The organism is Streptomyces sp. KL116D, assembly GCF_030766975.1.
Classification (GTDB): Bacteria; Actinomycetota; Actinomycetes; order Streptomycetales; family Streptomycetaceae; genus Streptomyces; species Streptomyces longispororuber_A.
Genome location: NZ_JASERH010000095.1, coordinates 1 through 25,607, shown reverse-complemented (window position 1 = coordinate 25,607; position 25,607 = coordinate 1). Strand labels below are relative to the sequence as shown.

At 73.7% G+C, this 25,607-nt stretch carries 21 protein-coding genes; 11 read left to right on the top strand and 10 right to left on the bottom strand.

Annotated features, from left to right (window positions below):
- Positions 1–22 precede the first annotated feature (22 nt).
- Genes RBJ77_RS37650 through RBJ77_RS37640 form a run of 3 tightly spaced genes read left to right on the top strand, consistent with a single transcriptional unit; the run spans position 23 to position 2,348 of the window.
- Entirely contained in the window at positions 23–775 is a 753-nt protein-coding gene (locus tag RBJ77_RS37650) for a nuclear transport factor 2 family protein (protein ID WP_372349049.1), read from the top strand.
- Positions 772–1,059, top strand: a complete 288-nt coding sequence (locus RBJ77_RS37645; protein ID WP_372349048.1) for a YciI family protein — start codon at positions 772–774, stop codon at positions 1,057–1,059. Before RBJ77_RS37650 ends, RBJ77_RS37645 begins: the two co-directional genes overlap by 4 nt.
- Positions 1,056–2,348 carry an RNA polymerase sigma factor gene (locus tag RBJ77_RS37640; RefSeq protein ID WP_372349047.1) on the top strand — a complete coding sequence of 431 codons (1,293 nt, stop codon included), beginning with the start codon at positions 1,056–1,058 and terminating at the stop codon, positions 2,346–2,348. Before RBJ77_RS37645 ends, RBJ77_RS37640 begins: the two co-directional genes overlap by 4 nt.
- Here the strand turns inward: RBJ77_RS37640 and RBJ77_RS37635 are convergent.
- Both RBJ77_RS37635 and RBJ77_RS37630 read right to left on the bottom strand, forming a co-directional pair.
- Entirely contained in the window at positions 2,336–3,535 is a 1,200-nt protein-coding gene (locus RBJ77_RS37635; RefSeq protein ID WP_372349273.1) for an FAD-dependent oxidoreductase, read from the bottom strand. The two genes, RBJ77_RS37640 and RBJ77_RS37635, sit on opposite strands and share 13 nt — an antisense overlap.
- 87 nt (positions 3,536–3,622) lie before the next feature.
- Positions 3,623–4,303: a TetR/AcrR family transcriptional regulator gene (locus RBJ77_RS37630; protein ID WP_372349046.1), complete on the bottom strand. Its 681-nt coding sequence runs from the start codon at positions 4,301–4,303 to the stop codon at positions 3,623–3,625.
- A 90-nt stretch (positions 4,304–4,393) separates the two neighbouring features.
- Here RBJ77_RS37630 and RBJ77_RS37625 point away from each other — a divergent pair, with 90 nt between their 5' ends.
- The gene (locus RBJ77_RS37625) at positions 4,394–5,029 is read left to right on the top strand and encodes a DUF1345 domain-containing protein (protein WP_372349045.1); all 636 of its coding nucleotides are present in this window, start codon (positions 4,394–4,396) and stop codon (positions 5,027–5,029) included.
- On the opposite strand, the gene RBJ77_RS37620 is transcribed toward RBJ77_RS37625, so the two are convergent.
- Together RBJ77_RS37620 and RBJ77_RS37615 are read right to left on the bottom strand one after the other, a co-directional pair.
- Positions 5,019–5,849 carry a SigB/SigF/SigG family RNA polymerase sigma factor gene (locus tag RBJ77_RS37620; protein ID WP_372349044.1) on the bottom strand — a complete coding sequence of 277 codons (831 nt, stop codon included), beginning with the start codon at positions 5,847–5,849 and terminating at the stop codon, positions 5,019–5,021. The two genes, RBJ77_RS37625 and RBJ77_RS37620, sit on opposite strands and share 11 nt — an antisense overlap.
- A 223-nt stretch (positions 5,850–6,072) precedes the next feature.
- Positions 6,073–7,458 (bottom strand): DEAD/DEAH box helicase, encoded by a 1,386-nt coding sequence (locus RBJ77_RS37615; RefSeq protein WP_372349043.1) that lies wholly within the window; start codon positions 7,456–7,458, stop codon positions 6,073–6,075.
- Positions 7,459–7,891: 433 nt separating this feature from the next.
- Here RBJ77_RS37615 and RBJ77_RS37610 point away from each other — a divergent pair, with 433 nt between their 5' ends.
- From RBJ77_RS37610 to RBJ77_RS37595, 4 genes are read left to right on the top strand one after another with little or no spacing between them, the layout of a single operon-like run.
- Entirely contained in the window at positions 7,892–8,581 is a 690-nt protein-coding gene (locus RBJ77_RS37610; RefSeq protein WP_372349272.1) for a HemK2/MTQ2 family protein methyltransferase, read from the top strand.
- Positions 8,565–8,804: a CDGSH iron-sulfur domain-containing protein gene (locus tag RBJ77_RS37605; RefSeq protein ID WP_372349042.1), complete on the top strand. Its 240-nt coding sequence runs from the start codon at positions 8,565–8,567 to the stop codon at positions 8,802–8,804. Before RBJ77_RS37610 ends, RBJ77_RS37605 begins: the two co-directional genes overlap by 17 nt.
- On the top strand, positions 8,801–9,838 hold the full coding sequence (locus RBJ77_RS37600; RefSeq protein WP_372349041.1) for an iron-containing redox enzyme family protein: 1,038 nt from the start codon (positions 8,801–8,803) through the stop codon (positions 9,836–9,838). The genes RBJ77_RS37605 and RBJ77_RS37600 overlap by 4 nt, the downstream gene beginning before the upstream one ends.
- Before the next feature lie 37 nt (positions 9,839–9,875).
- A complete protein-coding gene (locus RBJ77_RS37595; protein ID WP_372349040.1) occupies positions 9,876–10,763 on the top strand; it encodes an SDR family oxidoreductase in 888 nt (295 codons plus the stop codon).
- 108 nt (positions 10,764–10,871) lie between these two features.
- Here the strand turns inward: RBJ77_RS37595 and nrfD are convergent, their stop codons facing one another.
- Genes nrfD through fdh form a run of 3 tightly spaced genes read right to left on the bottom strand, consistent with a single transcriptional unit; the run spans position 10,872 to position 16,005 of the window.
- Positions 10,872–11,810 (bottom strand): NrfD/PsrC family molybdoenzyme membrane anchor subunit, encoded by a 939-nt coding sequence (gene nrfD / locus RBJ77_RS37590; protein WP_372349039.1) that lies wholly within the window; start codon positions 11,808–11,810, stop codon positions 10,872–10,874.
- On the bottom strand, positions 11,807–12,736 hold the full coding sequence (locus RBJ77_RS37585; RefSeq protein WP_372349038.1) for a 4Fe-4S dicluster domain-containing protein: 930 nt from the start codon (positions 12,734–12,736) through the stop codon (positions 11,807–11,809). Before RBJ77_RS37585 ends, nrfD begins: the two co-directional genes overlap by 4 nt.
- Positions 12,733–16,005: a formate dehydrogenase gene (fdh, locus tag RBJ77_RS37580; protein ID WP_372349037.1), complete on the bottom strand. Its 3,273-nt coding sequence runs from the start codon at positions 16,003–16,005 to the stop codon at positions 12,733–12,735. Before fdh ends, RBJ77_RS37585 begins: the two co-directional genes overlap by 4 nt.
- A gap of 193 nt (positions 16,006–16,198) precedes the next feature.
- Between fdh and RBJ77_RS37575 the strand changes: the two genes are divergently transcribed.
- The gene (locus tag RBJ77_RS37575; protein WP_372349036.1) at positions 16,199–17,245 is read left to right on the top strand and encodes an enoyl-CoA hydratase/isomerase family protein; all 1,047 of its coding nucleotides are present in this window, start codon (positions 16,199–16,201) and stop codon (positions 17,243–17,245) included.
- 44 nt (positions 17,246–17,289) lie between these two features.
- Positions 17,290–18,459, top strand: a complete 1,170-nt coding sequence (locus tag RBJ77_RS37570) for an epoxide hydrolase family protein (protein ID WP_372349035.1) — start codon at positions 17,290–17,292, stop codon at positions 18,457–18,459.
- A 51-nt stretch (positions 18,460–18,510) separates the two neighbouring features.
- Here RBJ77_RS37570 and RBJ77_RS37565 read toward each other — a convergent pair whose 3' ends face one another.
- A complete protein-coding gene (locus RBJ77_RS37565; protein ID WP_372349034.1) occupies positions 18,511–21,519 on the bottom strand; it encodes a family 16 glycoside hydrolase in 3,009 nt (1,002 codons plus the stop codon).
- Between the two features lie 159 nt (positions 21,520–21,678).
- Complete coding sequence (locus RBJ77_RS37560) at positions 21,679–22,257, bottom strand: ankyrin repeat domain-containing protein (protein ID WP_372349271.1); 579 nt, start codon at positions 22,255–22,257, stop codon at positions 21,679–21,681.
- Positions 22,258–22,883: 626 nt separating this feature from the next.
- Between RBJ77_RS37560 and RBJ77_RS37555 the strand changes: the two genes are divergently transcribed.
- Positions 22,884–24,560 carry a PP2C family protein-serine/threonine phosphatase gene (locus RBJ77_RS37555; protein WP_372349033.1) on the top strand — a complete coding sequence of 559 codons (1,677 nt, stop codon included), beginning with the start codon at positions 22,884–22,886 and terminating at the stop codon, positions 24,558–24,560.
- Here the strand turns inward: RBJ77_RS37555 and RBJ77_RS37550 are convergent.
- Complete coding sequence (locus RBJ77_RS37550) at positions 24,549–25,559, bottom strand: ArsR family transcriptional regulator (protein WP_372349032.1); 1,011 nt, start codon at positions 25,557–25,559, stop codon at positions 24,549–24,551. The two genes, RBJ77_RS37555 and RBJ77_RS37550, sit on opposite strands and share 12 nt — an antisense overlap.
- Between the last annotated feature and the right edge of the window lie 48 nt (positions 25,560–25,607).

Below are 25,607 nucleotides of genomic sequence, written 5' to 3'. Positions count from 1 at the left end.
CGGCACCACACCCGGAGGAACGATGAAGTACATGCTGCTCGTCTGCGCCGACGACACCGTCGAGACCGGTGACACGTCAGGATCACCCGTCGTTCCCATCGAGCAATGGGTCGAGGAACTGGGCGTCGAACGCCGTGTCCGGCTGCACGGCCACCGGCTGCGGGCCCCGGCCGACGCGGTCACCGTCCGCGTGCGGGACGGTGAAGTGCTGCGCACCGACGGCCCGTTCGCCGAGACCAAGGAGTACATCGCCGGGTTCGACGTCCTGGAGTGCGGGAGTCTGGACGAGGCCGTCGCGGCGGCCGCCCGGCACCCGATGGCCGCCGGCGGCGCCATGGAGGTGCGGGCGTTCTGGGACGACGAGGACGCGGAGGCCGAGATCCGGCGGCTCGACGCGGAGCTCACCGCCGCCGGCCAGGACCGCGACGTCGCCCGGGCCATGGCCTGCTACGCGCCGGACGTCGAGGTGTTCCACCCGGTGAGCGGACTGCCGCAGAGCGGAGTCGACGCCCTGCGCAAGGCGGAGGAGCTGTGGATCGCGACGCTGGACGGGCCCGTCGAGCGCGAGGTCCTCGACTTCCACGTCCGCGTCGACGAGAGCGTCGCCTTCAGCCACGCCCTGGTCCGGATGCGCGCCCGGCTCGCCGACGGCGGGACGCTGGACAGCACCGCCCGGGTCACCACCGGCTACCGCGCGGCGGGCGACCGGTGGCAGATCGTCCACCAGCACACGTCCGTCCCGCTCGACGTGCCCCTGCCGCCGGACGCGTCGTGAGGTACGTGTTCCTCCTCTGCGCCCCGGGCGACGGCGCGGAACTCGCCCCCGGGACGCCCGCCGGCGTGCGGCTGCGCCCGGCTGACTGCGCCACCACGGTGCGGACCCGCGGCGGCGAAGTCCTCGTCAGCGACGGCCCGTTCACCGAGGGACCTGAGTACGTGGCGGGGTTCGACCTCGTCGAGGCGGCCGATCTCGACGAGGCCCTGGACCTCGCCGCACGGCATCCGGTCGCCGCCGCCGGAGCGGTGGAAGTGCGCCCGGTCCTGGAGCACGGCGAGTGAACGGCACGGACGACGTCGAGGAGGCGGTCACGGCCGCCTTCCACGAGGAGTGGGGCCAGGTCGTCGCCACCGTCATCGGGGCGACCGGCGACTGGGACCTCGCCGAGGAGTGCGCCCAGCACGCGTTCACCCGGGCGCTCGACCGGTGGCGGCGCGACGGAGTGCCGCGCCGCCCCGGCGCCTGGCTCACCACGACGGCCCGCAACCGCGCCCTCGACGTGCGCCGCAGGGCGGCCGTCGAGGCGGCGAAGGTGCGCGACGCCGCCGTCCTCGCCCGGCACGAGGACGCACACGAGGACCCGCACGAACCGGCCGGTGAGGACGGGAGCGGAGTGCCGGACGACCGGCTGCGGCTGCTGTTCACCTGCTGCCATCCCGCCCTGTCCCTGGACGCGCGCGTCGCGCTGACCCTGCGCACGCTCGCCGGGCTGACCACGCCGGAGATCGCCCGCGCCTTCCTCGTGTCCGAGGCGACCATGGCGCAGCGCCTCGTCCGGGCCAAGCGGAAGATCCGCGACGCCGGCATCCCCTACCGCGTCCCGCCGGCGCACCTGCTGCCGGAACGGACGACGGGGGTGCTCGCCGTCGTGTACCTGCTCTTCAACGAGGGCTACGCCGCCGCTTCCGGCACGGACCTGGTGCGCACGGACCTGTGCGCCGAGGCCGTCCGGCTCGCCCGCGTCCTCGCCCGGCTCATGCCCGACGAGCCCGAAGTGCTGGGCCTGGTCGCCCTGTTGCTGCTGCACGACGCGCGGCGCGGCACCCGGGTGGACGCCGCCGGTGACCTGGTGACGCTGGAGGACCAGGACCGTACGGCGTGGGACCGGGCCGCGATCGACGAGGGCGCCGCACTCCTGGAGGGCGCGCTGCGCCGGGGCCGTCCCGGGCCGTACCAGATCCAGGCGGCGATCGCCGCCTGCCACACGACGGCGGCCACCGCCGACGCCACGGACTGGGCCGACATCGCGGGCCTGTACGGGGAGTTGGAGCGCCGGGTGCCGTCCGCGACGGTCCGGCTCAACCGCGCGGTGGCGGTCGGCATGGCCGAGGGGCCGGACGCGGGCCTCGCCCTGGTCGGGGAACTGGAACGGGAGGGCGCGCTGCCGGACAGCCATCTGCTCCCGGCCACCCACGCCGACCTGCTGCGCCGGGCGGGACGTCCGGCGGAGGCCGCCGCGTGGTACGGGCGGGCCCTGGAGCTGGTCGGCAACGAGGCGGAGCGGCGGTTCCTCACCCGGCGGGCCGAGGAGTGCCGGTCCGCGCACCGGACGACCGGTCAGCCCTGCTGAGCGTCGAACCCGGCGAACATGTCGAGCAGCGGCTGCGGCGCCCGGTCGTTGAAGATGACCTCCAGGCCGTCGGCGGAGTCCTGCGCCGTCGCCTCGCTGCGGGGGAACAGCACCTCTTCGTAGGCTGCCAGCGCGGCCTCGGTGTCACCGGGGTGCGCGGCCAGGCAGCGGCCCAGGTCCGCGCCGTCGATCATGGCGAGGTTGGCGCCCTCGCCCGCGAACGGTGACATGAGGTGGGCGGCGTCGCCCAGCAGCGTCACGCCGGGCACGCGGTCCCAGCGGTGGCCGACGGGCAGCGCGTGGATGAGCCGGGGGACGAGGGGGCCGTCCGCGTCGGTGACGAGGCGCCGCAGCTCGGGCGCCCAGTCCGTGAAGTGCTGGAGGAGCGCGGTCTTCGCGGCGGCGGTGTCGGTGAAGTCGAAGCCGTCGAGGTGGTCCTCGGGGACCCGCAGCGCCGTGTACAGGTGCAGGCTGCCGTCGCTCTCCCGGTGCCCGAGGAAGCCCTTGTCGTCGCCGAGCGCGAAGAACATGCCGCCGCCCAGCAGACGGGCGCTCTCGGGGTGGCGGGCGTCGGCGTCGAGCAGGTCGAGCTCGACGAACGAGATGCCGGTGTACGCGGGCACGGCGTCGGACAGCAGCGGCCTGACCCGCGACCAGGCGCCGTCGGCACCGATCAGCAGGTCCGTGGTGAAGGCGCTGCCGTCGGCGAGCGTGACCTCGTGCCGGCCCGCACCGATCGGCCGGACCGCCGTCGTCTTCGCGTTCCAGCGGATCGTCCCGTCGGGCAGCGAGCCGATCAGCAGGTCCCGCAGCTCGCCGCGGTCGATCTCCGGCCGGTCGCCGGTGCCGTCGTCGCCCTCGTCGCGCAGCACCCGGGCCTGCCGGTCGAGGACCCGCAGGGCCTGGCCGCCGCGGTGGACCTTGGCGAGGAACGCGTCGTGCAGGCCCGCCGCGCGCAGCGCGGCCTGGCCGGTGTCGCCGTGGATGTCGAGCATGCCGCCCTGGGCGCGGGCGCCGGCGGAGGCGTCGAGGTCGAGGACGGCGGCGTCGATGCCGTTCACGTGCAGGACGCGGGCGAGCGTCAGCCCGCCGAGACCGGCACCGATGACGGCGATGGGGTGGTGGGGGAGAGGGCTCACGGGAGAGGCCGCGGGAGAGGCCGCGGGAGCGGTCTCGGGTGAGTTCATGGACGTGTTCTCAGGCGTGTTCATGGACGTGTTCATGGGAGTGCTCTTTCGCTGGGGGCGGCCGGCCGGCGGGCCGGCGCCGTCGGTTCAGGTACGAGGGGTGCCGCCGGTCCCGTTGATCACCGCGCGGAAGGCCCAGGCGAGGCGCTGTTCGGGGGCGCCCGAGTACAGGTCGTCACCGAGGGCGGCGATCCGCGGGTGGCGGTCGGCGGAGGCGCCGCGCAGCGCGGCGATCGCGTCGTCGTGCGCGCGCACGCTGGTGCCGTCGGCGGCGCGGGTGGCGTGCTCGGCGGCGGTGGCCGTCGCCACCTGGAGCAGTACGTCGACGCCCCAGGCGGCCTGCCCGTCGGGCACGCCGCCCTCGTGCAGCAGGGCGAGGATCGTCTCCACCAGGGCCAGGTAGTGCGGCCCGTTCGGACGGACCGCCACCGCGGCGCGGGCGAGCCCGGGGTGCGCGAACAGGACGTGCGTGTACGAGGCGAGGACCTGGACGAGCCGCTCGCGCCAGTCCTCGGCGGGCGGCGTGAGCTCGACGGCGCCGAGCAGCCGCTCCAGCATCGCCGCGTGCAGGTCGTCCGTGTTGGCCACGTACACGTACAGCGAGGCGGGGCCGGTGTCGAGCTCCTGGGCGAGCCGTCGCATGGTGACGCGCTGCAGTCCGTCGCTCTCCATCAGGCGGACCGCCGTGTCGACGATGCCTTCGTGGGAGAGGGCGGGCTTGGCGGGCCGCTCGCGGCGGCTGCGGGGGCGGGAGGCGTTCGAGGTCACCCGTCCACGGTAACGAACATGTTCGTAACGAACAAGTTCGTAGCGGGACCGCCGGGCCGACCGCGGTCGGCCCGGCTACCGTGAGGCGGCATGAACACTCGGGTCCCGTCCGCCGCCGTCCCCCGGCTCGTCGGAGCCGTGGTCGCCGGCGCGGCGGCCGGCGTCGCCGTCGGGATCCCGGTCGACGCGACCCTCGGCGTGCTGGTCGGGATCGCCGTGACGGAGCTCGTCTTCGTGGTGTCGGGCTGGGCGGTGCTGTGGCCGCTGGACGCCGAGGCGACCCGGCGCAACGCGGGCCGCGAGGGCTTCCGGCCCGTCGCCGAGGAACTGGTGGTCGTGGGAGCGGCCCTGTGCGGCCTCGTCGCCATCGTCCTGCTGCTCCTGCGCGGCGGCTCCGACGACACGGGACAGATCGCGGCCGCCACCGCGCTGTGCGGCGTCTTCATGGCGTGGGCCGCGCTGCACCTGATGTACGCGACCCGCTACGCGTTCGTGTACTACGCGTCGGGCGGCGGGATCGACTTCAACTCCGCGCGGCCGCCCGCGTACCGGGACTTCCTCTACTTCAGCTACAACCTCGGCATGACCTACCAGGTCTCCGACACCAGCGTCGCCAGCTCGACGATCCGGGCGATCGTGCTCCGCCACTGCCTGCTGTCCTACGTGTTCGGCACCAGCATCCTGGCGACGGCCATCAATCTGGTGACCGGTCTGGTCACCGGCTGATCCGTACCCCGTCGGCGCCGCGCAGCGCGTGCGCGCGCACCGTGGCGCAGCTCTTCGTGATGAGGCGGGACACCTGCATCTGGGAGATGCCGAACCGCTCCGCGATCCGGCTCTGGGTCAGGCCCTCGAAGAAGCTCAGGTACAGGATCGTCCGCTCCCGGCTGGGCAGGTGCTGCAGCCCTTCCCGGGCCGCCTCCCGGTCGGTGACCAGGTCGAAGCCGGGGTCGGTGACGCCGAGCGTGTCGGCGAGACTGAACCCGTCCGGGCCGCCGGACGTGAGCTGCGCGTCCAGCGACGTGGCGCTGTAGCTGTCCAGGGCCGTGATGCCGTCCCGGACCTCGTCCTCCGTCAGGTCCGCCTGGCGGGCCAGGGCCGGGATGCTCGGTTGCGGACTGCTGCCCGGCTGGTCGAGGAGTTCGAAGCGGGCCCGGCGGACCCTGGTGCGCAGTTCCTGGATGCGGCGCGGCACCCGCACGTCCCACATGCGGTCGCGGAAGTGCCGGCGCAGTTCGCCCGTGATGGTCGGCACCGCGTAGCTCTCGAAGGCGCCGCGCGCCGGCTCGTAGTGGTTGACGGCCTTGACCAGGCCCATGGCCGCGACCTGCTGGAGGTCCTCGGTGCTCTCGCCCTTGTCGCGGAACCGGCGGGCGATCCGGTGCGCCATGGGCAGCCACGCCTCGACGATCTCCTCGGCCAGCAGCTCCCGCTCCGGCCCGTCGTCCACGTGCGCGAGGCGCTCGAAGGCGGCGGCGGTGTCGGGGGCGTCGTGCGGACGTCGATGTGTGCGGGTCGCGACGGGTGCGGACGTGTGGGTCGGCATCGGAATCGCTCCTCACCGTGTGGGGTGACAAGGAATCGCGAGAGCCGATGGCCGCACTGCCGGACAGCCGCCGGGAGCGCTGGGCTCCCGCGAGCGCGCCTCCGGTCCGAAGCACGACATGCTTACGTTCCAGTGTGCGCCGGAATCAGCCACGCGGCGACCCGAGTCCTGCCGCGCGGCGATCTCGGCACCGGGCGGCCAGGACGTACAGGGCCTACAGGCCCTAGCGGCCCCGGCGCACCTGGGCCGCCTTGCGGGCCTCGGCGAGCTTGCGGGCCTCGCTCGACTTGCGGGAGGACCGGCTGCCGCCGCCCCCGCCGCTGCCGCCGGAGCTGTCCTTCGAGGTGCCCAGACCACGGAAGGGGGCGTTCGTGTTCTTGGGCCGGGACGCGCCGGGCGCGCTGTCCAGCGGGGTGCCCGAGGGGGCCTTCGCCCCGGTGATCCGGCTCAGCACGGCCTCGCCCGAACGCACCTTGGTGGTCGTCGGCTCGATCCCGGCCTCCGTCGTCACCCGGCTCAGCTCGCGGCGCTGTCCCGACAGCACGAGCGAGACGACCCGGCCGGAACCGCCCGCCCGGGCGGTGCGCCCCGCGCGGTGGAGATAGTCCTTGGGGTCGGTGGGCGGGTCGACGTTGACCACCAGGTCGAGGTCGTCGACGTGCAGGCCGCGGGCCGCGACGTTCGTCGCCACCAGGGCGGTGATCTGCCCGTTCTTGAACTGCGCGAGCGTCTTGGTGCGCTGCGGCTGCGACTTGCCGCTGTGCAGCGCCGCCGCGTGGATCCCGTGGGCCCGCAGGTGCCGGGTCAGCTGGTCGACCCCGTGCTTGGTGTCCAGGAACAGCAGCACGCGGCCGTCGCGGGCGGCGATCTCGGTGACGACGGCGTACCGGTCGGGGCCGTGCACGACCAGGACGTGGTGCTCCATGGTCGTGACCGCGCCCGCCGACGGGTCGACCTCGTGGACGGCCGGGTCGTGGAGGTAGGTGCTCACCAGCTGGTCGACGTCGCGGTCCAGGGTGGCCGAGAACAGCATCCGCTGGCCGTCCGTGCGCACCTGGTCGAGCGCTTCGGTGACCTGCGGCAGGAAGCCCATGTCGCACATCTGGTCGGCCTCGTCGAGCACGGTGATCCGGACGCGGCCGAGGCGGCAGGCCCCGCGGGCGATGAGGTCGTGCAGCCGGCCGGGGGTGGCGACGACGACCTCGGCGCCGTCCCGCAGCGCGGCGGCCTGGCGGCCGATCGAGATGCCGCCGACGACCGTGGCCATCCGCAGGCGGAGCGCTTCGGCGTACGGGGTGAGCGCCTCGGTGACCTGCTGGGCCAGCTCGCGCGTGGGCACGAGGACCAGGGCCAGGGGATGCTTCGGCTCCGCCCGCCGCCCGGCCGTCCGGCTCAGCAGCGCCAGCCCGAAGGCGAGCGTCTTGCCGGAACCGGTCCGCCCGCGCCCCAGGACGTCGCGCCCCGCGAGGGCGCCCGGCAGGGTGGCCGCCTGGATCGGGAAGGGCTCCCGGACACCGAGCTCACCGAGCGTGCGCAGCACCGCCGTGGGCAGGCCCAGGTCGGCGAAGGAGACGGCAGGGGCGTCGTCGGGGCGGTCCGGGTGGTTCATGCAGAGCCTTCCGCAGAGGGACGTACCGAGGAAGGCCCGGCAGAGGAGTGTCCGGCCGACGCGTCGCCGACCGGTGGGCCGGCCGGGGTCGTAGCGCGCGGACGTGTACCGCCAACCCTACGTGACGGGCCGGGCCCGGCGGTGCGGAAGGCCGGGCCCGGCGGGCGGGCCCGTGCCGCGTTTCAGGGGCCGGGCTCGCGAAACAGGTGGGGGCGGGGGAGAAGGCGTGGCGGCCGCGCAGATTGATCCGGGCGCGCGGGGGCACCCCGTTCCGGAAGAAAGCGAGAGAAAGCGAGAGAAAGCGTCTGATAGCGGCTGACTGTGGCCGGTCGGACGGCCGACGCACCAACGGACCCCGCACTGCGAGACGCACATGACGACCCAGACACGGCCCCAGATGCAGGCCCGGGCGCAAGAACAGATGCAGGCACCGATGCAGGCACAGGCGCCGGCAGGACCCCGGGCGAGCAGCCCTCGCCTGCTGTCGCCCCGCGGCGTGTACGCGCCGCAGGAGGACACCGCGCTGTTGCTGAGAGCGCTGTACGACGAGCACGTCGACCACGGGGCCGACGTCCTCGACCTGGGCACCGGCTCGGGCGCGCTGGCGGTCGCCGCGGCCCGGCTCGGGGCGCGGGTGACGGCCGTCGACATCTCCTGGCGGGCCGTCCTGACGGCGCGGGTCAACGCCCATCGCAACGGTGTGGCCGTCACCGTCCGCCACGGCGATCTCGGCTCCGCGTACCGGCCGGACGGCTTCGACCTGGTCGTCAGCAATCCGCCGTACGTGCCGTCACCCACCCGTCTGCTGCCCCGCCGGGGTGCGGCCCAGGCGTGGGAGGGCGGGACCGGCGGCCGGGCCGTCGTCGACCGGGTCTGCGACGCGGCCCGGCGGGCGCTGCGCCCCGGCGGCACCCTGCTGATGGTCCATTCCGGGCTGTGCGGCGAGAGCGCGACCCTGGACCGGCTGAGCGGCCTCGGCATGACGGCGGCGGTCGTCGAGCGGGCAGACATCCCGTTCGGGCCCGTCCTCAGGGGACGCCACGACTGGCTGTGCGAGCAGGGACTGCTCGACACCGCGGCGACGAGCGAGGAACTGGTGGTCGTCCGTGCCGAACTCCCGTGACACCCCCCGCCGCGTCACGATCGACCCCGAGGGCCCGCTGCTCGTCGAGGGACCGGTCGAGGTGACGGACGGCGACGGCGAGGTACACGTGTCGGACCGGTTCACCGTCGCGATCTGCACCTGCCGGCGCAGCCGCACCTACCCCTGGTGCGACACGAGCCACCGGCGCCGGCGCAGGCCGCCGCGCCCGACTCCTGAGCAAGGTGAGGAGGACACGTCGTGACCGACGTCCGCCCTGAGTCCCGCCCCGAATCCCGCCTCGGACAGCCCGAACTCCCCGCTCCGCGCGGCGAGGTGTCCGAGCGCGTCGTCGCCGCACTGCGCCACCCCGCCGTCGGCGTCCCCGACGACTGCGGCCCGTGCGACCCGTACGGAGAGGACCTGCAGCTCGCCCTGTACGTGCTCTACGAGCTGCACTACCAGGGATTCGACGGCGTGGCCGACGAGCGGGAGTGGGACCCGCGGCTCATCGCCCTGCGCGGCGCGCTGGAACGCCGCTTCCTCTATGCGCTGCGCGTCGACGCCGCACCCACGGCGGACGCCGCACAGACCCTCGACGCCCTGCTCGTCGAACCCGCGGGACACGACGACGCGAGCGTGACCCACCACCTTCAACGCGACGGCGAACTCTGGCAGTTCAGGGAGTACGCCGCACTGCGCTCGCTCTACCACCTCAAGGAGGCCGACCCGCACCTGTGGGTCGTCCCCCGGCTGCACGGGAGGGCGAAGGCCGCGATGGCGGCCGTCGAGTACGACGAGTTCGGGGCGGGCCGCCAGGACCGGATCCACGCCCGGCTCTTCGCCGAGCTGATGCGCGACCTCGGCCTGGAGACGTCGTACGGCCACTACCTCGACACGGCGCCCGCGCCGGCCCTCGCCACGGTCAACGTCATGTCCCTGTTCGGCCTGCACCGCGCTCTGCGCGGCGCCCTGGTGGGCCACTTCGCGAGCGTCGAGGTCACCTCGTCGCCCGGCTCGCGCCGACTGGCCGCCGCACTGCGCAGGCTCGGCGCGGGCCCGGCCGCCCAGCACTTCTACGACGAGCACGTCGAGGCGGACGCGGTGCACGAACAGGTCGTGCGGCGCGACGTGATCGGTGGGCTGCTCGACGCCGAACCGGACCTCGACGCCGACGTCGCCTTCGGTGTCCGCGCGACCGGGTTCCTCGAGGACCGGCTCGCCGAGCGGCTGTTGACGCCGTGGCGGCAGGGCCGCAGCGCCCTGCGCGTGCCGCTGCCCGCCGAGAGCGCCGCCTGAACGCCCCGTCCACCCCACCCCGTTGGAGGAGATCCGCATGGCGCACGACCACGGACCGCAGGACCCGACCACCGCCCACCCGCGCCCCGACTTCCCGGCGCAGGACCAGGAACCCCCGGGCTGGACCGGCCCGATGGACCCGCCGCCCGACCACGGCGAGACGTCGTACGAGGGCGCCGGCCGGCTCGTGGACCGCAGGACCGTGGTGTCCGGCGGCGACTCCGGCATCGGCCGTGCGGTCGCCCTCGCCTTCGCCCGCGAGGGCGCCGACGTCCTCTTCACGCACCTGCCGGAGGAGGCGGAGGAGGCCCGCGAGACCGTTCGGCTCGTCGAGGACGCGGGCCGCACCGCCCACGCCGTCCCCTGCGACCTGCGCGAGGAGGAGCAGTGCACGGCGGTCGTCGACCGTGCGGTGCGGGAGTTCGGCAGGATCGACGTCCTGGTCAACAACGCCGCCTACCAGATGTCCCAGCCGGACGGCATCACCGCCATCACCACGGAGCAGTTCGACCGCGTCGTGCGCACGAACCTGTACGCGATGTTCTGGCTCAGCAGGGCCGCCGTGCCGCACGTCCCGGCCGGCGGGTCGATCATCAACACCACGTCGGTCCAGGCGTACAAGCCGAGCCCGCACCTGCTCGACTACGCGATGACCAAGGGCGCCATCGTCACCTTCACCCAGGGCCTGGCCCAGATGCTGGTGGAGGACGGGATCCGGGTCAACGCGGTGGCGCCGGGTCCGGTGTGGACACCGCTGATCCCCGCGACGCTCCCGGACACCACCGAGTTCGGCAAGCAGGCACCCCTGGGCCGCCCCGCCCAGCCCGCCGAGATGGCCCCGGCCTACGTCTACCTGGCATCGGACCAGGCGAGCTTCATCACCGCCGAGATCCTGAACGCGACCGGCGGCACCCCGCTGCCCTGAGCCGCCCAGAGCCGCCCCGACCGGAACGGCGCCCGGAGACCGACGTCCTGCTGCGGGCCACCCCGATCCGGTGGGGTCACCTCTCCGGCGTCTGCCGAAGGAACGCCGCTACCCGGCTTCTTCCTGACGGGCGCGCTGCGGGCCGACCGTGTACCGCGGATCCTGCGCCGACGCGATGCCCGCCGCGAAGATCCCGAACCGGGTGCAGGCGGAACCGGCGAGCAGGGCGAGCCCCGACGCCACGGACAGCGCGCGGCAGCGGCGGCCCGCGACGACGGCGCCCGCCGCTCCCGCGAGCGTGAGGACCTTCGCCGAGCGCAGCAGCACTCCCGCGCGGCCCAACCGGTATGTTTCCGCCACCATGCCCAGATCGCGTTCGGCGGCCCGGGTGACCGCCTGCTCGGCGACCGCGGCGAGGCCCGCCGCGCACACCGCGGGGGCGCGCTCGTCGGACGGGCCGACCACCAGGGCCATTCCGGAGGCCGCCGCGGTCGCCGACGCCGCGAACAGGTAGGGGAGTTGGCGGTGCGCGCCGTGCCACGCGGGCACCGCCGTGTCCGCCGCCAGGACGCCGGTGTACGTGGCGAGGGCGGGGCCCAGGAGCGCGGCGCCCGCCGTCGCGGCGGCACCGACCCGCGGCAGCCGGCCGGTGACCGCGCACAGGGCGGCGGCCCCGGCGGCGGGCCCGTACGCGCTCAGGAGCCAGGAGCCGACGCTCATCGGCGACGTGGGCTTGACGACGCGCAGCATGTTCGGGAACCGGCTCGGCACCCCGAGGTCGTGCACGAGCGCCGCCGCCGACAGCGTGACCGACGCGAGCGACGACACCTTCAGGGCCGTGGCGGTCCCCGGACGGCCGGTCGCCTGGGCGCCGGCGGCGAGGACCGAGCCCGCCCCGGCGAGCCCGCCGAGGAAGAAGTATCCGGCGATGTCCCGCGCCGCCCACGACGGTGCCTTGATGACGGGCCTGCCGTAGTACGAGCCGAACTCGGCGCGCTCCACCATGAGTTCCTCGCCGCGCCGCCTGCGTGCCGTGTCCCGGGTCATCGCCGACCTCCGCTCCGGCCGCCCCGGCCCAGCGCCGACAGTCCGAAGGAGAGGGCGACGCCCCCGGCCAGCGACAGCGCCGCCGCGCCCGCGTGCTTCCACATGGCGGGCAGATCGCGCGTGGTGACGACCGGGTCGGGCGGCAGCCCGTACACCTCCGGCTCGTCGAGCAGCAGGAAGAACGCCCCGTCGCCGCCGACCCCGTCGTCCGGGTCGTGGCCGTAGAGGCGCGCGTCGGCCACCCCCGCCTCGTGCAGCTGGTCGACACGCAGCGCCGCCCGTTCGCGCAGTTCGTCGAGTGGCCCGAACTGGATGGACTCGGTCGGGCACGCCTTGGCGCACGCCGGTTCCTGGCCGGCGCCGAGCCGGTCGTAGCAGAGGGTGCACTTGAACGCCCGCCCGTCCTCCGGGCGTTGCTCGATGACGCCGTACGGGCAGGCGGGCACGCAGTACCCGCAGCCGTTGCAGATGTCGTCCTGGACGACGACCGTGCCGAACTCGGTGCGGAACAGCGAACCCGTCGGGCACACGTCGAGGCAGGCCGCGTGCGTGCAGTGCTTGCACACGTCGGACGACATCAGCCAGCGCACGTCCGACGGTGCGCCGTCCGCCAGGGGCAGTTCGGTCCGGCCGTCGGGTGCGGGGACGGGTGCGGGGTCGGGCGCGGGGACGGTCTGCTCGATGAACGCCACGTGCCGCCACGTCGAGGCGCCGAGCCCCTGCGTGTTGTCGTAGCTCATGCCGCTGAGCGCCATCTCGCGCCCGTCCTCGGGGATCGCGTTCCACTCCTTGCACGCGACCTCGCAGGCCTTGCAGCCGATGCAGACCGACGTGTCGGTGAAGAACCCCACGCGGGGCGGAGCCTGTTCGTGGCCCGCGTCGCGGGCCGGGTCCGGCTCGGGACCGCTGAGCAGATGGCCGTTCACTGCTTCGCCTCCGTTCCGGTCGCGTCGGTGATGCCCGCCCTGCGCCGGTACGCCGCGACCAGCGCGGGCAGGTCAGGGCCGCGTGGGCGGCGGCCCGGGAGGATGTCGGCCGTGAGCGCCTTGTCCTCCTGGATGTGGGAGTTGGGGTCGAGCGCGATGGCGACCAGTTCGTTCGCCGCGTCGCCGGTGGCCAGGCCGTTCGGACCCCAGTGGAACGGCAGTCCGATCTGGTGGACCGTCCGGCCGTGCACGGTCAGGGGTTTGAGCCGTTCCGTCACCAGGACCCGCGCCTCGACGGCGCCCCGCGCGGTGACGATCGTCGCCCAGCCGCCGTGCTCCAGGCCCCGCTCGGCGGCGAGCGCCGGCGACAGCTCGCAGAAGAACTCCGGCTGCAGCTCCGACAGGTACGACGACCAGCGGCTCATCCCGCCCGCCGTGAAGTGCTCGGTCAGCCGGTGCGTCGTCACGACGTACGGGTAGACGCCGGCCCCCGGTTCGTCGCCGCTCGGGTGGTAGCGGTTGCCCTCGCGCTGGTGCAGCCGCCGGGCGGGGGACCGGGACCTGGACGGGTACAGGGCGTTGGGGAACGGCGAGTCCTGCGGCTCGTAGTGGGTGGGCAGCGGCCCGTCCTCCAGTCCCGCGGGCGCGTACAGCCAGCCCTTCCCGTCGGCCTGCATGATGAACGGGTCGTCGCCGCGCAGCGCGTCGGGTCCCGTGGCGTCGTCCGGGGGCACGTAGCCGGGCGGCCGGTCGGGCACGAAGTCCGCGACGTCGTGCCCCGTCCACCGTCCGGCGGCCTCGTCCCACCACACGTACGCCTTGCGCTCGCTCCACGGAGCGCCGTCGGGCGCGGCCGACGCCCGGTTGTAGAGGATGCGCCGGTTGGCGGGCCACGCCCACGCCCATTCCGCCGCCACCCAGTCCTGCTCGGTGTGCGGCTTGCGGCGGGCGGCCTGGTTCACCCCGTCGGCGAACACCCCGCAGTAGATCCAGCAGCCGCAGCGCGTCGACCCGTCGTCCTTCAGCTCCGTGTACGCGGACAGCGGACCGCCGTCCGGGCCGTGCCCGTTGATCTCGGCGAGGACCGCCGCGGCGACCGGCTCCCGCAGCGGGCCCTCCACCGGATAGTCCCAGGTCAGATCCTGTACGGGCCGGTCCATGGGAGCGTCGGACGCGGCCAGCCGGTCCTTGATGCGCCGCCCCAGGTGGTACATGAACCACAGATCGCTGCGCGCGTCGCCCTCGGGCTCGACGGCCGCGTGGTGCCACTGCAGCCAGCGGTTGGTGTTGGTGAACGACCCGGACTTCTCCGTGTGGGCGGCCGCCGGGAAGAAGAACACCTCCGTGCCGATGTCCTCCGTGCGCATCTCGCCCGTCTCGATCTCGGGCCCGTCCTGCCACCACGTCGCCGACTCGATCAGCGAGAAGTCACGGACCACGAGCCACTCCAGCTCGGCCATGCCCAGCCGCTGGAGGCGGGTGTTGGCGGAGCCGACGGCCGGGTTCTCCCCCATCAGGAAGTAGCCCTTGCACGTGCCGTCGAGCTGCGCGAGGACCGTCTCGTACGTGCTGTGCGACCCGGTGAGACGCGGCAGGTGGTCGAAGCAGTAGTCGTTCTCCGCGGTGGCCGCGTCCCCGTAGTACGCCTTGAGCAGGCTCACGAAGTAGGCGCGCATGTCGCCCCAGAAGCCCTTGTCCGTGCGGCTCGCCGCGATGAACGCGTCCAGGTCCTCGTGGGCGTGCGCGTGCGGCATCGGCAGATAGCCGGGCAGCAGGTTGAACAGCGTCGGGATGTCGCTGGAACCCTGGATCGAGGCGTGCCCGCGCAGCGCCTGGATCCCGCCGCCCGGCCGCCCGATGTTGCCGAGCAGCAACTGCAGCACGCTCGCCGCGCGGATGTACTGCGAGCCCACCGAGTGCTGCGTCCAGCCCACCGCGTACGCGAAGGCACTGGTGCGCTCACGGCCCGAGTTGGCCGTGAGCGCCTCGCACACCTGGAGGAACGTCTCGCGCGGCACCCCGCAGATCCGCTCGACGAGTTCGGGGGTGTAGCGGGCGTAGTGCCGCTTGAGGATCTGGTAGACGCAGCGAGGGTGCTGGAGCGTCTCGTCGCGGGCCGGTGCGGCGTGTGCCTGCGCGCCGCCGGAGCCCTGCGTCTCGGCCCCGCCGGCGGCGCTCGTGCGCACCTGGGGGTCGTCGTGCCCGACGCGGCGCTCGTACAGCTCGTCGACCTCACCGGTCGGCTGCTGGACCTCGCCGCCGTCGTACTGCCAGCTCACCGGGTCGTAGTGGCCCTGCTCCTCGTCGAGGCCGGAGAAGACGCCGTCGAGGTCCTCGGTGTCCCGGAAGTCCTCGCCGACCAGCGTCGCGGCGTTCGTGTACGCGAGGACGTACTCGCGGAAGTCCTTCTCCTCGGCCAGGACGTGGTGGATGATCCCGCCGAGGAAGGCGATGTCGCTGCCCGCACGGATCGGGACGTGCAGATCGGCGAGCGCGCTGGTGCGCGTGAAGCGCGGGTCGACGTGGATGATCCGGGCGCCGCGCGCCTTCGCCTCCATCACCCACTGGAAGCCGACGGGGTGGGCCTCGGCGAAGTTGGAGCCCTGGATCACGATGCAGTCGGCGTGCTGCAGGTCCTGCATGAAGGTCGTGGCGCCGCCACGGCCGAAGGAGGAGCCGAGCCCGGCGACCGTGGAGCTGTGGCAGACCCGGGCCTGGTTCTCCACCTGGATCACGCCGAGCCCGGTCAGCAGCTTCTTGATCAGGTAGTTCTCCTCGTTGTCGAGGGTGGCGCCGCCCAGGCTCGCGATCCCGAGCGTGCGGGCCGTGCGCAGCCCGTCGTGCTCCTGCTGCCAGGTCCTGCGCCGGGTCTCGACGACCCGGTCGGCGACCATGTCCATCGCCGTCTCCAGGTCGAGCGGCTGCCAGTCGCGCGCGTACGGCGGCCGGTACAGCACCTGGTGCCGCCGCGCGGAACCCGTGGTGAGCTGCAGCGTCGCCGACCCCTTGGGGCACAGCCGCCCCCGGCTCACCGGCGAGTCGGGATCGCCCTCGATCTGGACGACCCGGTCGTCCTTGACGTACACCTGCTGCCCGCAGCCGACCGCGCAGTAGGGGCAGACGGACTTCACCACCCGGTCGGCGCTGTCCGTGCGCGGCCGCAGATGCTCCGTGCGCGGTGACATCGCCGCCCGGCCCCGCCCCAACGGGTCCGAACCGGCGAACTGGCGGTAGGCGGGCCAGTCGCGGAGCCGTTTGCGGGTCCCCATCGCTCCTCCAACACGTGTGCCGTACACGAAACAGCCGACCGGTGATCCGCCGGGCTCGGCCGGGGTACCCGCTGGTCGCACGACCACACCTGTGGGTTCCCCGACGGGGTCCGTGACGGGCTCGCGGAGGACGGTGACCGGTGGATGAGATCATGCCGGGGATCGGCACGTGCGGCATGACGGAGGCATTCGGATGACCGGCAGCGAGACCCCAGTCCTCAGGCGCGTCGAGGGCCGGGCCGCCCACCTCGTGCTCAACCGGCCCCGCGCCCTGAACGCGATCGACCACGAGATGGTGCGCCTCGTCGACGCGGCGCTGACCGACTGGGAGCACGACGACTCCGTGGCGAGCGTCGTCATCACCGGCGCGGGGGAGCGCGGCCTGTGCGCGGGCGGCGACATCCGGGCCGTGCACGACGACGCCCGGGACGGCGACGGCAGCGCGTCGGCCGCGTTCTGGCGCGACGAGTACCACCTCAACGCCCGGATCGCCCGCTACCCCAAGCCGTACGTCGCGATCATGGACGGCATCGTGATGGGCGGCGGCGTCGGGATCTCCGCGCACGGCTCCGTGCGGGTCGTCACCGAGCGGTCGCGGATCGCCATGCCCGAGACGGCCATCGGGTTCGTCCCGGACGTCGGCGGCACCTGGCTGCTCGCCCACGCGCCCGGCGAGCTGGGCACGTACCTGGCGCTCACCGGTGCCGCGATCGGCGCGGGCGACGCCCTGCTGTGCGGTCTGGCCGACCACTACCTGCCCACGTCGGACGTCCCGGGTTTCCTCGCCGCGCTGGCCACGAGCCCGGTCCGGGACGCGCTGAGCACCCGTGAACAGGCGGCGCCGGACGGGGAGTTGGCGGCCATGCGCCCGTGGATCGACGCGTGCTTCGCCGCCGACACCGTGGAGGAGATCGTCGCCCGGCTGCTCGACCACGGCGACACCGAGGCGAAGGAGGCGGCCGAACTGCTCCTGAGCCGCTCGCCCCTCGCCCTGAAGGTCACCCTCGCCGCGATGCGTTCGGCCCGTGGACTGGGGTCGCTGGAGGAGGCGCTCGACCAGGAGTACCGGGTGTCCTGCGTGGCCATGGGCAACCCGGACCTGGTGGAAGGGGTGCGGGCGCAGATCATCGACAAGGACCGCAGGCCCCGCTGGCAGCCCGCCCACCTCGATGAGGTCACGGACGCCGACGTGCGCCGCCACTTCGTGTCCCTCGGCGAGCGGGAACTCGGCCTCGCCTGAAGCAGGTCTCGCCCGAACCCGTGGGCGCGGGGATCATGGAGGGCATGCCGGACGCCGCGCTGACCATCGAGCCGTTCTCCCCGTCGGCGGACCCCGCCGCCCTGGCCGACCTGCGGGCGCGGCTGCGCGCGACGCGCTGGCCCGACGCGCCCGAGGACGCCGGTTGGTCCCTCGGCACCGACCTGAACGAGCTCCGTGAGCTCGTCGACCATTGGGCGGACGGGTTCGACTGGCCGGCGCGGGAGGCGGAGCTGGCCCGGCTGCCCCGGTTCCGCGCCCGGCTCGGCGGACTCGGCATCCACTTCGTGCACGCCCGGGCCGCCGCGTCGGCGGGACCCGCGCTGCCACTGGTGCTGTGCCACGGCTGGCCTGACTCCTTCTGGCGGTACCAGAAGGTGGTCCCGCTGCTCACGGATCCGGCCGCGCACGGCGCCGACCCGGCCGACGCGTTCGATGTGGTCGTCCCCGACATGCCGGGCTACGGCTACTCGGACCGGCCCGCCGGCGCCCCGCTCGCCTCGCCCGCCGTGGCCGGACTCTGGGCGGAGCTGATGGCCGGGCTCGGGTATCCGCTGTTCGGCGCGGCGGGCGGCGACATCGGCAGCCACGTCAGCCGCTATCTCGCCCTCGACCACCCGGACCGGGTCGTGGCCGTGCACCGGACGGACGGCGGTCTGCCCGTGTTCACCGGCGACCGGGCCGAGCTGACGGACGAGGAGCGGGCCTGGTTCGACGAGGTCGGCGCGTGGGGTGCCGCCGAAGGCGCGTACGGCGCGATCCACCGGACGAAACCGCAGACCGCCGCGTTCGGGCTCACCGACTCGCCGGCCGGGCTCGCCGCGTGGATCGTCGAGAAGATGCGCGCGTGGAGCGACTGCGACGGCGACATCGGGCGCAGCTTCACGAAGGACGAGATTCTCACGAACGTCACCCTGTACTGGCTGACCGGCACGATCGGCTCGTCGATGCGCATGTACCACGCGAACGGCGCGCTCCCGGTGGAGCAGCTCACCCGTCGCGTCGACGTCCCGTCCGGTTTCTCGCTGTTCCACGGTGACATCCTCCGTCCGCCGCGGGCCTGGCTGGAGCGCATGACGAACGTCGTCCGCGTCACGGAGCCCCCGCGGGGCGGCCACTTCGCCCCGTTCGAGGAACCCGAGCTGTACGCGCAGGAGGTGCGGGACTTCTTCCGCCCCTACCGGAAGGCCGGGTGAGGCGGAGGGGGCGCGCCCACGCCGTCGTGGGCGCGCCCTGAGCTCCGGGGCTCAACTCAGCGGTTCCACCCGGATGTTGCGGAACCGCACCTTGTTGCCGTGGTCCTGGAGGCGGATCGCTCCGGCCGCCGGGCTCTCCGGCGCGCCCGCGCCGGTCGGCCCGTCGATCGCGACGTCGTCGTGGACCTTCGTGCCGTTCCACACCACGGTCACCCGCGCGTCGGCGGTCTTCTTGCCGTCGGCGTCGAACCGTGCCGCCCGGAACGTGATGTCGTACGTCTGCCAACTCTCCGGCGCCGTCGCCGCGTTGACGTCCGGCGCCTTCTTCAGATAGATCGCCCCCGCCTCGTTGTTGTCGAGCGTGGTGTCGCCGAACGAGTCGAGGATCTGGATCTCGTACCGCTCCTGGAGGTAGATGCCGCTGTTGCCCCGGTTCTGTCCGGTCACGTCGTCGGGCAGCTGCGGCACCCGGAACTCGACGTGCAGCTTGAAGTCCCCGTAGGCGTCCTTGGTGCGGATGTCGCCGCAGCACACCTCCATCGACTTCTCGTCGGTCAGCGGCCATTCGACCTTCCGGCCGTCGGTGTGCTGCCACTGCGCCTGGGAGGCGGCCGTGCCGTCGAAGAGGCCGACCGGGGCGCCGTGCGGGCGCACGGTGATCAGGTCGAGGTTGACGTGGCCGGTGTCGCCCGGGTCGAAGCGGTAGGCGACGGTGTTGCGGCCCGCCTTGAGGGTGACGCGTTCGGTCCGGGTCGACCAGGCGTCCCAGGTGCCCGTCGAGGCGAGGGTCGTCTGCCGGAGCTTGGCGCCGTTGGCGTACAGGGAGAGGGACTTGGTGCCCTGGAAGGGGTTCGGGCCGTTCGAGTAGCGCAGGTTCACGTCGTACTCGCCCGCCTTGGGAACCGTCACGTCGAAGGTCGTGGCGACCTTGCCCTCGGTGTTGTAGCTGTCGACGAAGCCGCTGCCGGAGTAGCCGGGATGATCGGTGTTGATGCCGGCCGTTCCGGTCAGGCGGGCCTCCTCCGCCTCGTACAGGGTGGCGGGCGGCGGCTGTTCGCCGGGCAGCGCGTTGAGCGTGTACCAGGCCTCGGTGCTGAACAGCGATTCACCGGACTGGGACGCGAAGGGGCGCGGGGAGCGGACGTGCACGACCCGGCCGGGCTTGAGGCCGTCCAGGCGCAGCCGGACCGTGCGGCCGTCACCGGCGAGCGTGGCCGAGCGGACCGCGAGCCGCTCCTCGGCGATCTTCGGGCCGCCGTAGTCGGACGTCGGGGTGTAGCGCCACTGCTCGGCCTGGTAGCGCTTGGCCAGTTCCTCGGCCGTGGCCTGCGACAGCGGCTGGGTGTACTCCAGGTCGAAGCCGCCGGGGACGGCCCGCATCTCCTTGACGTCGAAGGTGTTGCCGCCGTTCGGTGCCAGTTTCTGCAGGCCGAACTTGAGCTTCCCTTCCTGGCCCCAGTTTCCGTCGGCGCCGAGCCCGCCCGCGTAGATCGCGCCGTCGGGACCCATCGTGATCCGGTTGACCCCGGCCTCCAGGCCCTGCGTGTACCGGAACACGGCGCCCTGGTACTGGCCCTTCACCTTCTCCAGGTAGCCGCGCTGCAGTCCGCCGTAGGTGACGTCGCCGAAGAGCATCTGCCCGGCGAACCGGCCCTTGGTCAAGTACAGCGGTGTGCTGGGGGAGTTGGCGATCTCGTTCTGCGGCAACCACAGCACCGGCTGGGTGACGGGCTGGTCGTCGAACGGGCCCGACGGTTCGGTGTAGTGGTTGAAGAAGCGGTCCTGTTTGATCTGGACGAGCTTCGACGCGGGCAGCCAGCCGCCCTGGTTGTCGGTGGTGAAGATGTCGCCGCCGGGGCCCCAGCCGATCCCGTTCGGGGTGCGCAGACCGCCCGCGACCGCGTGGATCTTCCCGGTCTTGCGGTTGACCTTGTACGTGGTGCCGCGGCCCGGCGCGGGCTGCGGAGTGGTGGTGGCGCCGCCGTAGTTGATGGCGACGGACAGGTTCACGTAGAAGAAGCCGTCGCGGTAGAGCAGCCCGAAGGCGAACTCGTGGAAGTTCTTGCCGTACGGCCAGGTGGCGACGGTGCGGTACTCGTCGGTGACGGAGTCCTTGTCCGTGTCGACGAGCTGGGTGAGCTCGTGCTTCTGCGACACGTACAGCGAACCGTCGACGTACTTGATGCCCATCGGCTCGCGCAGCCCGCTCGCGACCTTCTGCACCGTGACCTTGTCCCGGCTGGTCGTGCCGGTGACGTGGTCGAGGAGGTACACCTCGCCCTTGGTGGTCTCGGAGCCGCCCCACGTGCTGATGGCGAGCCGTCCGTCGGGCAGCCAGTCCATGCCGGTGACCTGCGGGTCGAAGCCGTCCGGGCGCAGATCGGTGAGGTCGAGGTCCGGTCGGACATCGGTCAGCGGCAGCCCGTCGCCGGGGCTGTCCGCGCCCGACTCGCACTCCTTGCGTCCGGGCGCGGTCACCCGGACGACGCCGGCGTCGGTGCTCAGCGCCTCGCGCGGGACGACGGTGAAGGCGTCGGCGCCCGGCGGCTGCCAGGCCAGGGTGAGCTGCTGTCCGCCACCCCGCTCGAAGTAGTCGATGCGGAACGGGTGCGATCCGGCGGTGAGTTGGACCGCTCCGTCCTTGGGCTCGGCGCCGTGCAGGCCGTCGTGGTCGATGACCTGCTTGTCGTCGATGGTGAGCCGGGAGCCGTCGTCGCTGGTGAGGCGGAAGGCGTACGTCCCGTCGCTCGGGATCACCAGGTAACCGGACGCCTCGGCCGAGAAGTTGTCGGCGAAGCCACCGAAGTCGTCGGTCGTGGACCAGTCGACGGTCGGCATCAGCTTGTCGTGGTTGGGCGTCTGCCCGGGCTTGAGCGTGCACAGCTTGCTGAGCGGGGTCTGCGTGTCGAAGACGCGCAGGGTGACCCCGGGCTCCTGGGGCGGGATGTCGGCCTCGGCGGCGGCGGCCGGTGGCGCGATCCAGACGCCTCCGGCGAGAAATCCTCCGACGAGCAGGGTGGCGAGCCGTCTTCGGGCGCGCGGGAACAGCCGTGGATGCATCGGTCCTCCAGGACGGGACCGGAGGCCGCCGGATCGCACCCCGGTCGAGCGGAACTCCTACGGTTGCGCCGTCACGCTAGGGGACTTCTGCTCAGCACGTCCATACTTTGTCATCAATGAGTTCAAAGTCCGCTGGCGGACCGGAAGTTGATGGTCGTGTCACGCGCCCGCGGCGCGCAGCAGTGCGGCGATCTCGTCGTGGCCGCGGTCGCGCGCATGGGCGAGCGGGGTGACGCCCTCGCCGTCCGCCAGCGAGGGGTCCGCGCCGCCGTCCAGGAGCAGTTCGACGACCCGCTGGTGGTCCGGGCCGCCGTCGCCGAGGATGATCGCCTCCAACAGGGCGGTCCAGCCGAGGTCGTTGACGTGGTCGACGTCCATGTCGGTGCCGCGCAGCACCGCGCGCACGTAGTCGGCGTGGCCGTGCTCGCCCGCCGGGATCAGCGACGTACCGCCGAAGCGGTTCTCCAGCGTGTAGTCCGGGTCGGCGGGGATCAGGGCGCGCGCCATCGCGGCGCTGCCGGTCACCCCGGTCACCAGCCAGGCGCTGTCCTCCCTGTCGTCCTGCGCGTCCGGGTCGGCGCCCGCCTCGACCAGGACCTTCGCGGCCCCCACGTGGTCGCCCAGGGAGGCGAGCAGCAGCGGGGTGCGGCCGGTGTCGTCACGGGCCTCCAGGTCCGCGCCCGCCTCGACGGCCGCGCGGACCCCCTGGGTGTCTCCGCTCCCGGCGGCGCGCAGCAGATCGGCGGAGGCGCCCCGGGCGGCGGTCGACGACGTGCCCGTTCCCCGGCCGTCGTCCGTCGCGGGTGCGCCGCAGGCGGCGACGCACCCGACGAACGCCAGGCCCGTCGCGAGGGCCGCCAGCGGGCCCAGGCGCCGACGCCCTCTTCCGTGCGTGCCGTGCGTGCCGTGCGTGCTGCCGTGCGGCGTCGTCACGTCGTCCTCCTCGTGGCGGGATCTGCGGATACCCCGATCCTGGCCGCGGCGGCAGCGGCCAGGCACCACCCGTCGGAGCGCGTTCCCCGCATGATCGGCCGACCTCCGGGTCGGCCGATCGGTCGATGCGGGTGGTGCGGCGGACCGGCAGGGGCGGCGCCCGCCCACGCCCGCCCGCCCACGCCCGCCCGCCCACGCCCGCCCGCCCACGCCCGCCTGCCCGCCCACGCCCGTCCAGGGAACCCGGGAGGGCCGGTACGGCGGTCGGGAGCCCGAGGCACCCGCTGGAGCATCGGCTCAGGGACCGGCGCCAGGCCCCTGGCCGCCCCGGGCCCGGGGTGCGGACCGGCGGACGGCACGGTCCACTGGATCGAGGGACCGTGGCGCGCGGCGCCCCGGCACACGGCGGAACCGGAGAGGGAATCCCAGCCATGGAGGACTCTGCGACGCCCGCCGGGCCCGGGCAGGACGGTGTCGCCGCCGTCCGGGCACTGCTCGGCGCGCAGGCGGAGACCGCACGGCGCGCCGCCGTGGTCAGGATCGGCGAGGACGCGGCCCGCGCGGCCGCGGAGGCCGTGCCGTGCGACCGCGTGGAGACACCCGACTGGGCCGGTCCGCTGGCGGACGCGCACCCGATGCCCGCGGTCGTCTTCGCCCCGGTGCGCGACGACGCGGGCCGGATCGTCGACTTCGTGGACGTCGCGGCGAACCCGCCCGCCCGGCGCTACGCACCCCGGCAGGGCAGCCCCGTCGGGCACCTGCTCACCGTCACGCAGCCCACGTCCAGGACGTCGGGCGTCTTCGACACGCTGTGCCGGGCCGTCGAGACCGGGGAGGCGATCGCGCCCCAGGACTGGGCGGACACCCTCCTGATCGACGGACACCCGCGCCACGTCGCCGGCCGGCTGACCGCCGCGCCGCACCGCGGCCACGTCCTCGTGATCATCGACATGGACGCCGAGCGCTACCGGCGCATCAGCCGCCGGGCCGAGGAGGACGGCCTCGGCGGCTGGGCCGAATGGGACCTCCCGGCGGCCGCCACGGAGTGGTCGCCCGGCCTCCACCGCATGTTCGGCCTGCCCGAAGGGGCGCCGCCGCTCGGCCTCGACGCCCTGGCCGCGTTCGTCGTGCCCGAGGACCTGCCGGGCCTGCACACCGCCCTGGAGCTGCTGCTGCGCGAGGGGGCACCGTGCGACGTCGACGTGCGGGCCGAACTCCCCTCGGGGGAACGGGTCCTGAGGTTCGTCATGGAGGCGGTGCGGGACGAGGACGAGTCCGGCGCGGTGTGGGGCGTGCAGGGCTACATCCGCGACGTCACCCAGGTCCACCAGGTCCGCACCCGCCTCGACGCGGCCCTGCGGGACGCCGACCGCCGCCGCGAACAGGCCCGCGCCGAGGCCCGCGTGACGGCCCGGCTGCGCGAGGCCCTGCTGCCCGCGCACCCGCCCGAGCAGGCCTACAACGGCGTCGTCTCCGCACTCGCCCACCGCCCCGCCGAACTCGGGGTGCTCGGCGGCGACTGGTACAACGTGCGCCCGCTGCCCGACGGCCGCGTCCTGTACGCGCTCGGCGACGCCGCGGGCCACGGCCTCGACGCGGTCGCCCACATGACGTCGCTGCGCAGCGGACTCGAAGGGCTCGCCTTCACCGAGCATCCGGTGGAGACGCTCGCGGCCTGGCTCAACCGCCTCACCACCGAGACCCACCCCGACCGCACCGCCACCGCCGTGATCTGCCGCTACCACCCCGACCGCCGGCTGCTGCGCTGGGTCAGCGCGGGACACCCGCCACCCATCCTGATCCGGGACGGCCGGGCCCGTCTTCTCGACGTCCCCGAAGGGCTGTTGCTCGGTGTCCTGCCCGACGCGGTCTACCGGGCCGCGGAACTCGCCCTGCTGCCCGGCGACACCGTGCTGCTGTACAGCGACGGCCTCGTCGAGCGGCGCGGGTGCGACCTGTCCGACGGCTTCGACGCCCTGCTGAGCGCCGCCGAGGAGTACGCGGAACTGCCGTTGCACCTCCTGACGGAGAAGCTCGCCGACCGGCTGCTGCCGAGCGCGCCGGAGGACGACGCCAGCCTGCTGGCCCTGCGCAGGTCAGGCCCCTGACACCGCGCCGCCCGGCGTCGTGCCGGCCCGCAGCAGCGCGGCACCGAGCGGGGTCAGCGAGTGCAGCACGGACGAGGCGTGCCGGCGGCTGGTGATCAGGCCCGCGTCCCGCAGCGCCGTGGCGTGCTGACTGGCGGACGACGCGGACACCCCCGCGGCGCGGGCCAGTTCACTGGTGGTGGCACCGAGCGCGACGGCGCGCAGCACGATCGAGCGCGTCCGGCCGAGGAGCGCGGCCAGCGCCGCACCGGAGCCGAGGTCGCCGGGGAGCGTGGTCGGGTGCGGCTCGTGGTTGAGGGAGTAGATCAGCACCGGTTCCAGCGTGGTGTCGCCGAAGGTCACCGGGTTCCCCCAGCAGAAGTACGAGGGCACCAGCAGGATGCCGCGGCCGTTCAGATGCAGGTCCCGGTCCTCCGGGTACACGGTGTGCAGGACCGGCGGGCGCCACCGCAGGGTGGGCCCGAGGCCGTCGAGGACCGCGCCGGCGCCGCCGTCGAGCACGGTGCGGGCGCGGGTGGTCCGCTCGGCCTCGATCCGGGCCTGGATCCGCTCGGTGTGCGGGGCGATGACCGTGTCGTGGTAGCTGCGCAGGGCGGCCACCAACTCCTTGCGCAGCTGCGGCTCCACGAGCCGCGGCGCCCAGTCGGGGGCGCCGCTGCCGCGGTCCAGCAGGCGCACCTCGTCGAGGATGCGGCGGCGCGGGGTCGCGAGGATCGCCTCGAGTCCGGCGTCGAGCCCCTCGGACGCCTCCGGCGGGGTGAGGAAGTCGGGGAAGTAGGCCGCCCGCGGCATCAGCGGGAGCAGCATCGTGCGCACGATGCGGCCGAAGTCGTCGGAGTTCAGCCGGGACCGGGTGGCACGGAACCAGTCGGCGTACGCCCACCGGCCGTGCCGGCTCTGCAGACGGTGCAGGCTCGCGGAGATCTCCCACAACGGGTCCGGTGCCGCGGCGACGCGCGTGCGCACCAGATCGGCGTCGGTGAAGTGGATCCGGAGCATGCAATTCCCCCTGGTGGCCTGGGCATTTCAAGTATGTCCAAAAGCCCT

Coding starts and splice junctions, on each gene's coding strand:
- RBJ77_RS37625 (WP_372349045.1), top strand. CDS start 4,394: ATGAACACTCGGGTCCCGTCCGCCGCCGTCCCCCGGCTCGTCGGAGCC.
- RBJ77_RS37575 (WP_372349036.1), top strand. CDS start 16,199: ATGACCGGCAGCGAGACCCCAGTCCTCAGGCGCGTCGAGGGCCGGGCC.
- RBJ77_RS37555 (WP_372349033.1), top strand. CDS start 22,884: ATGGAGGACTCTGCGACGCCCGCCGGGCCCGGGCAGGACGGTGTCGCC.
- RBJ77_RS37620 (WP_372349044.1), bottom strand. CDS start 5,849: ATGCCGACCCACACGTCCGCACCCGTCGCGACCCGCACACATCGACGT.
- RBJ77_RS37650 (WP_372349049.1), top strand. CDS start 23: ATGAAGTACATGCTGCTCGTCTGCGCCGACGACACCGTCGAGACCGGT.
- RBJ77_RS37570 (WP_372349035.1), top strand. CDS start 17,290: ATGCCGGACGCCGCGCTGACCATCGAGCCGTTCTCCCCGTCGGCGGAC.
- RBJ77_RS37635 (WP_372349273.1), bottom strand. CDS start 3,535: ATGAACTCACCCGAGACCGCTCCCGCGGCCTCTCCCGCGGCCTCTCCC.
- RBJ77_RS37595 (WP_372349040.1), top strand. CDS start 9,876: ATGGCGCACGACCACGGACCGCAGGACCCGACCACCGCCCACCCGCGC.
- RBJ77_RS37565 (WP_372349034.1), bottom strand. CDS start 21,519: ATGCATCCACGGCTGTTCCCGCGCGCCCGAAGACGGCTCGCCACCCTG.
- RBJ77_RS37550 (WP_372349032.1), bottom strand. CDS start 25,559: ATGCTCCGGATCCACTTCACCGACGCCGATCTGGTGCGCACGCGCGTC.
- fdh (WP_372349037.1), bottom strand. CDS start 16,005: ATGGGGACCCGCAAACGGCTCCGCGACTGGCCCGCCTACCGCCAGTTC.
- nrfD (WP_372349039.1), bottom strand. CDS start 11,810: ATGACCCGGGACACGGCACGCAGGCGGCGCGGCGAGGAACTCATGGTG.
- RBJ77_RS37610 (WP_372349272.1), top strand. CDS start 7,892: ATGCAGGCACAGGCGCCGGCAGGACCCCGGGCGAGCAGCCCTCGCCTG.
- RBJ77_RS37615 (WP_372349043.1), bottom strand. CDS start 7,458: ATGAACCACCCGGACCGCCCCGACGACGCCCCTGCCGTCTCCTTCGCC.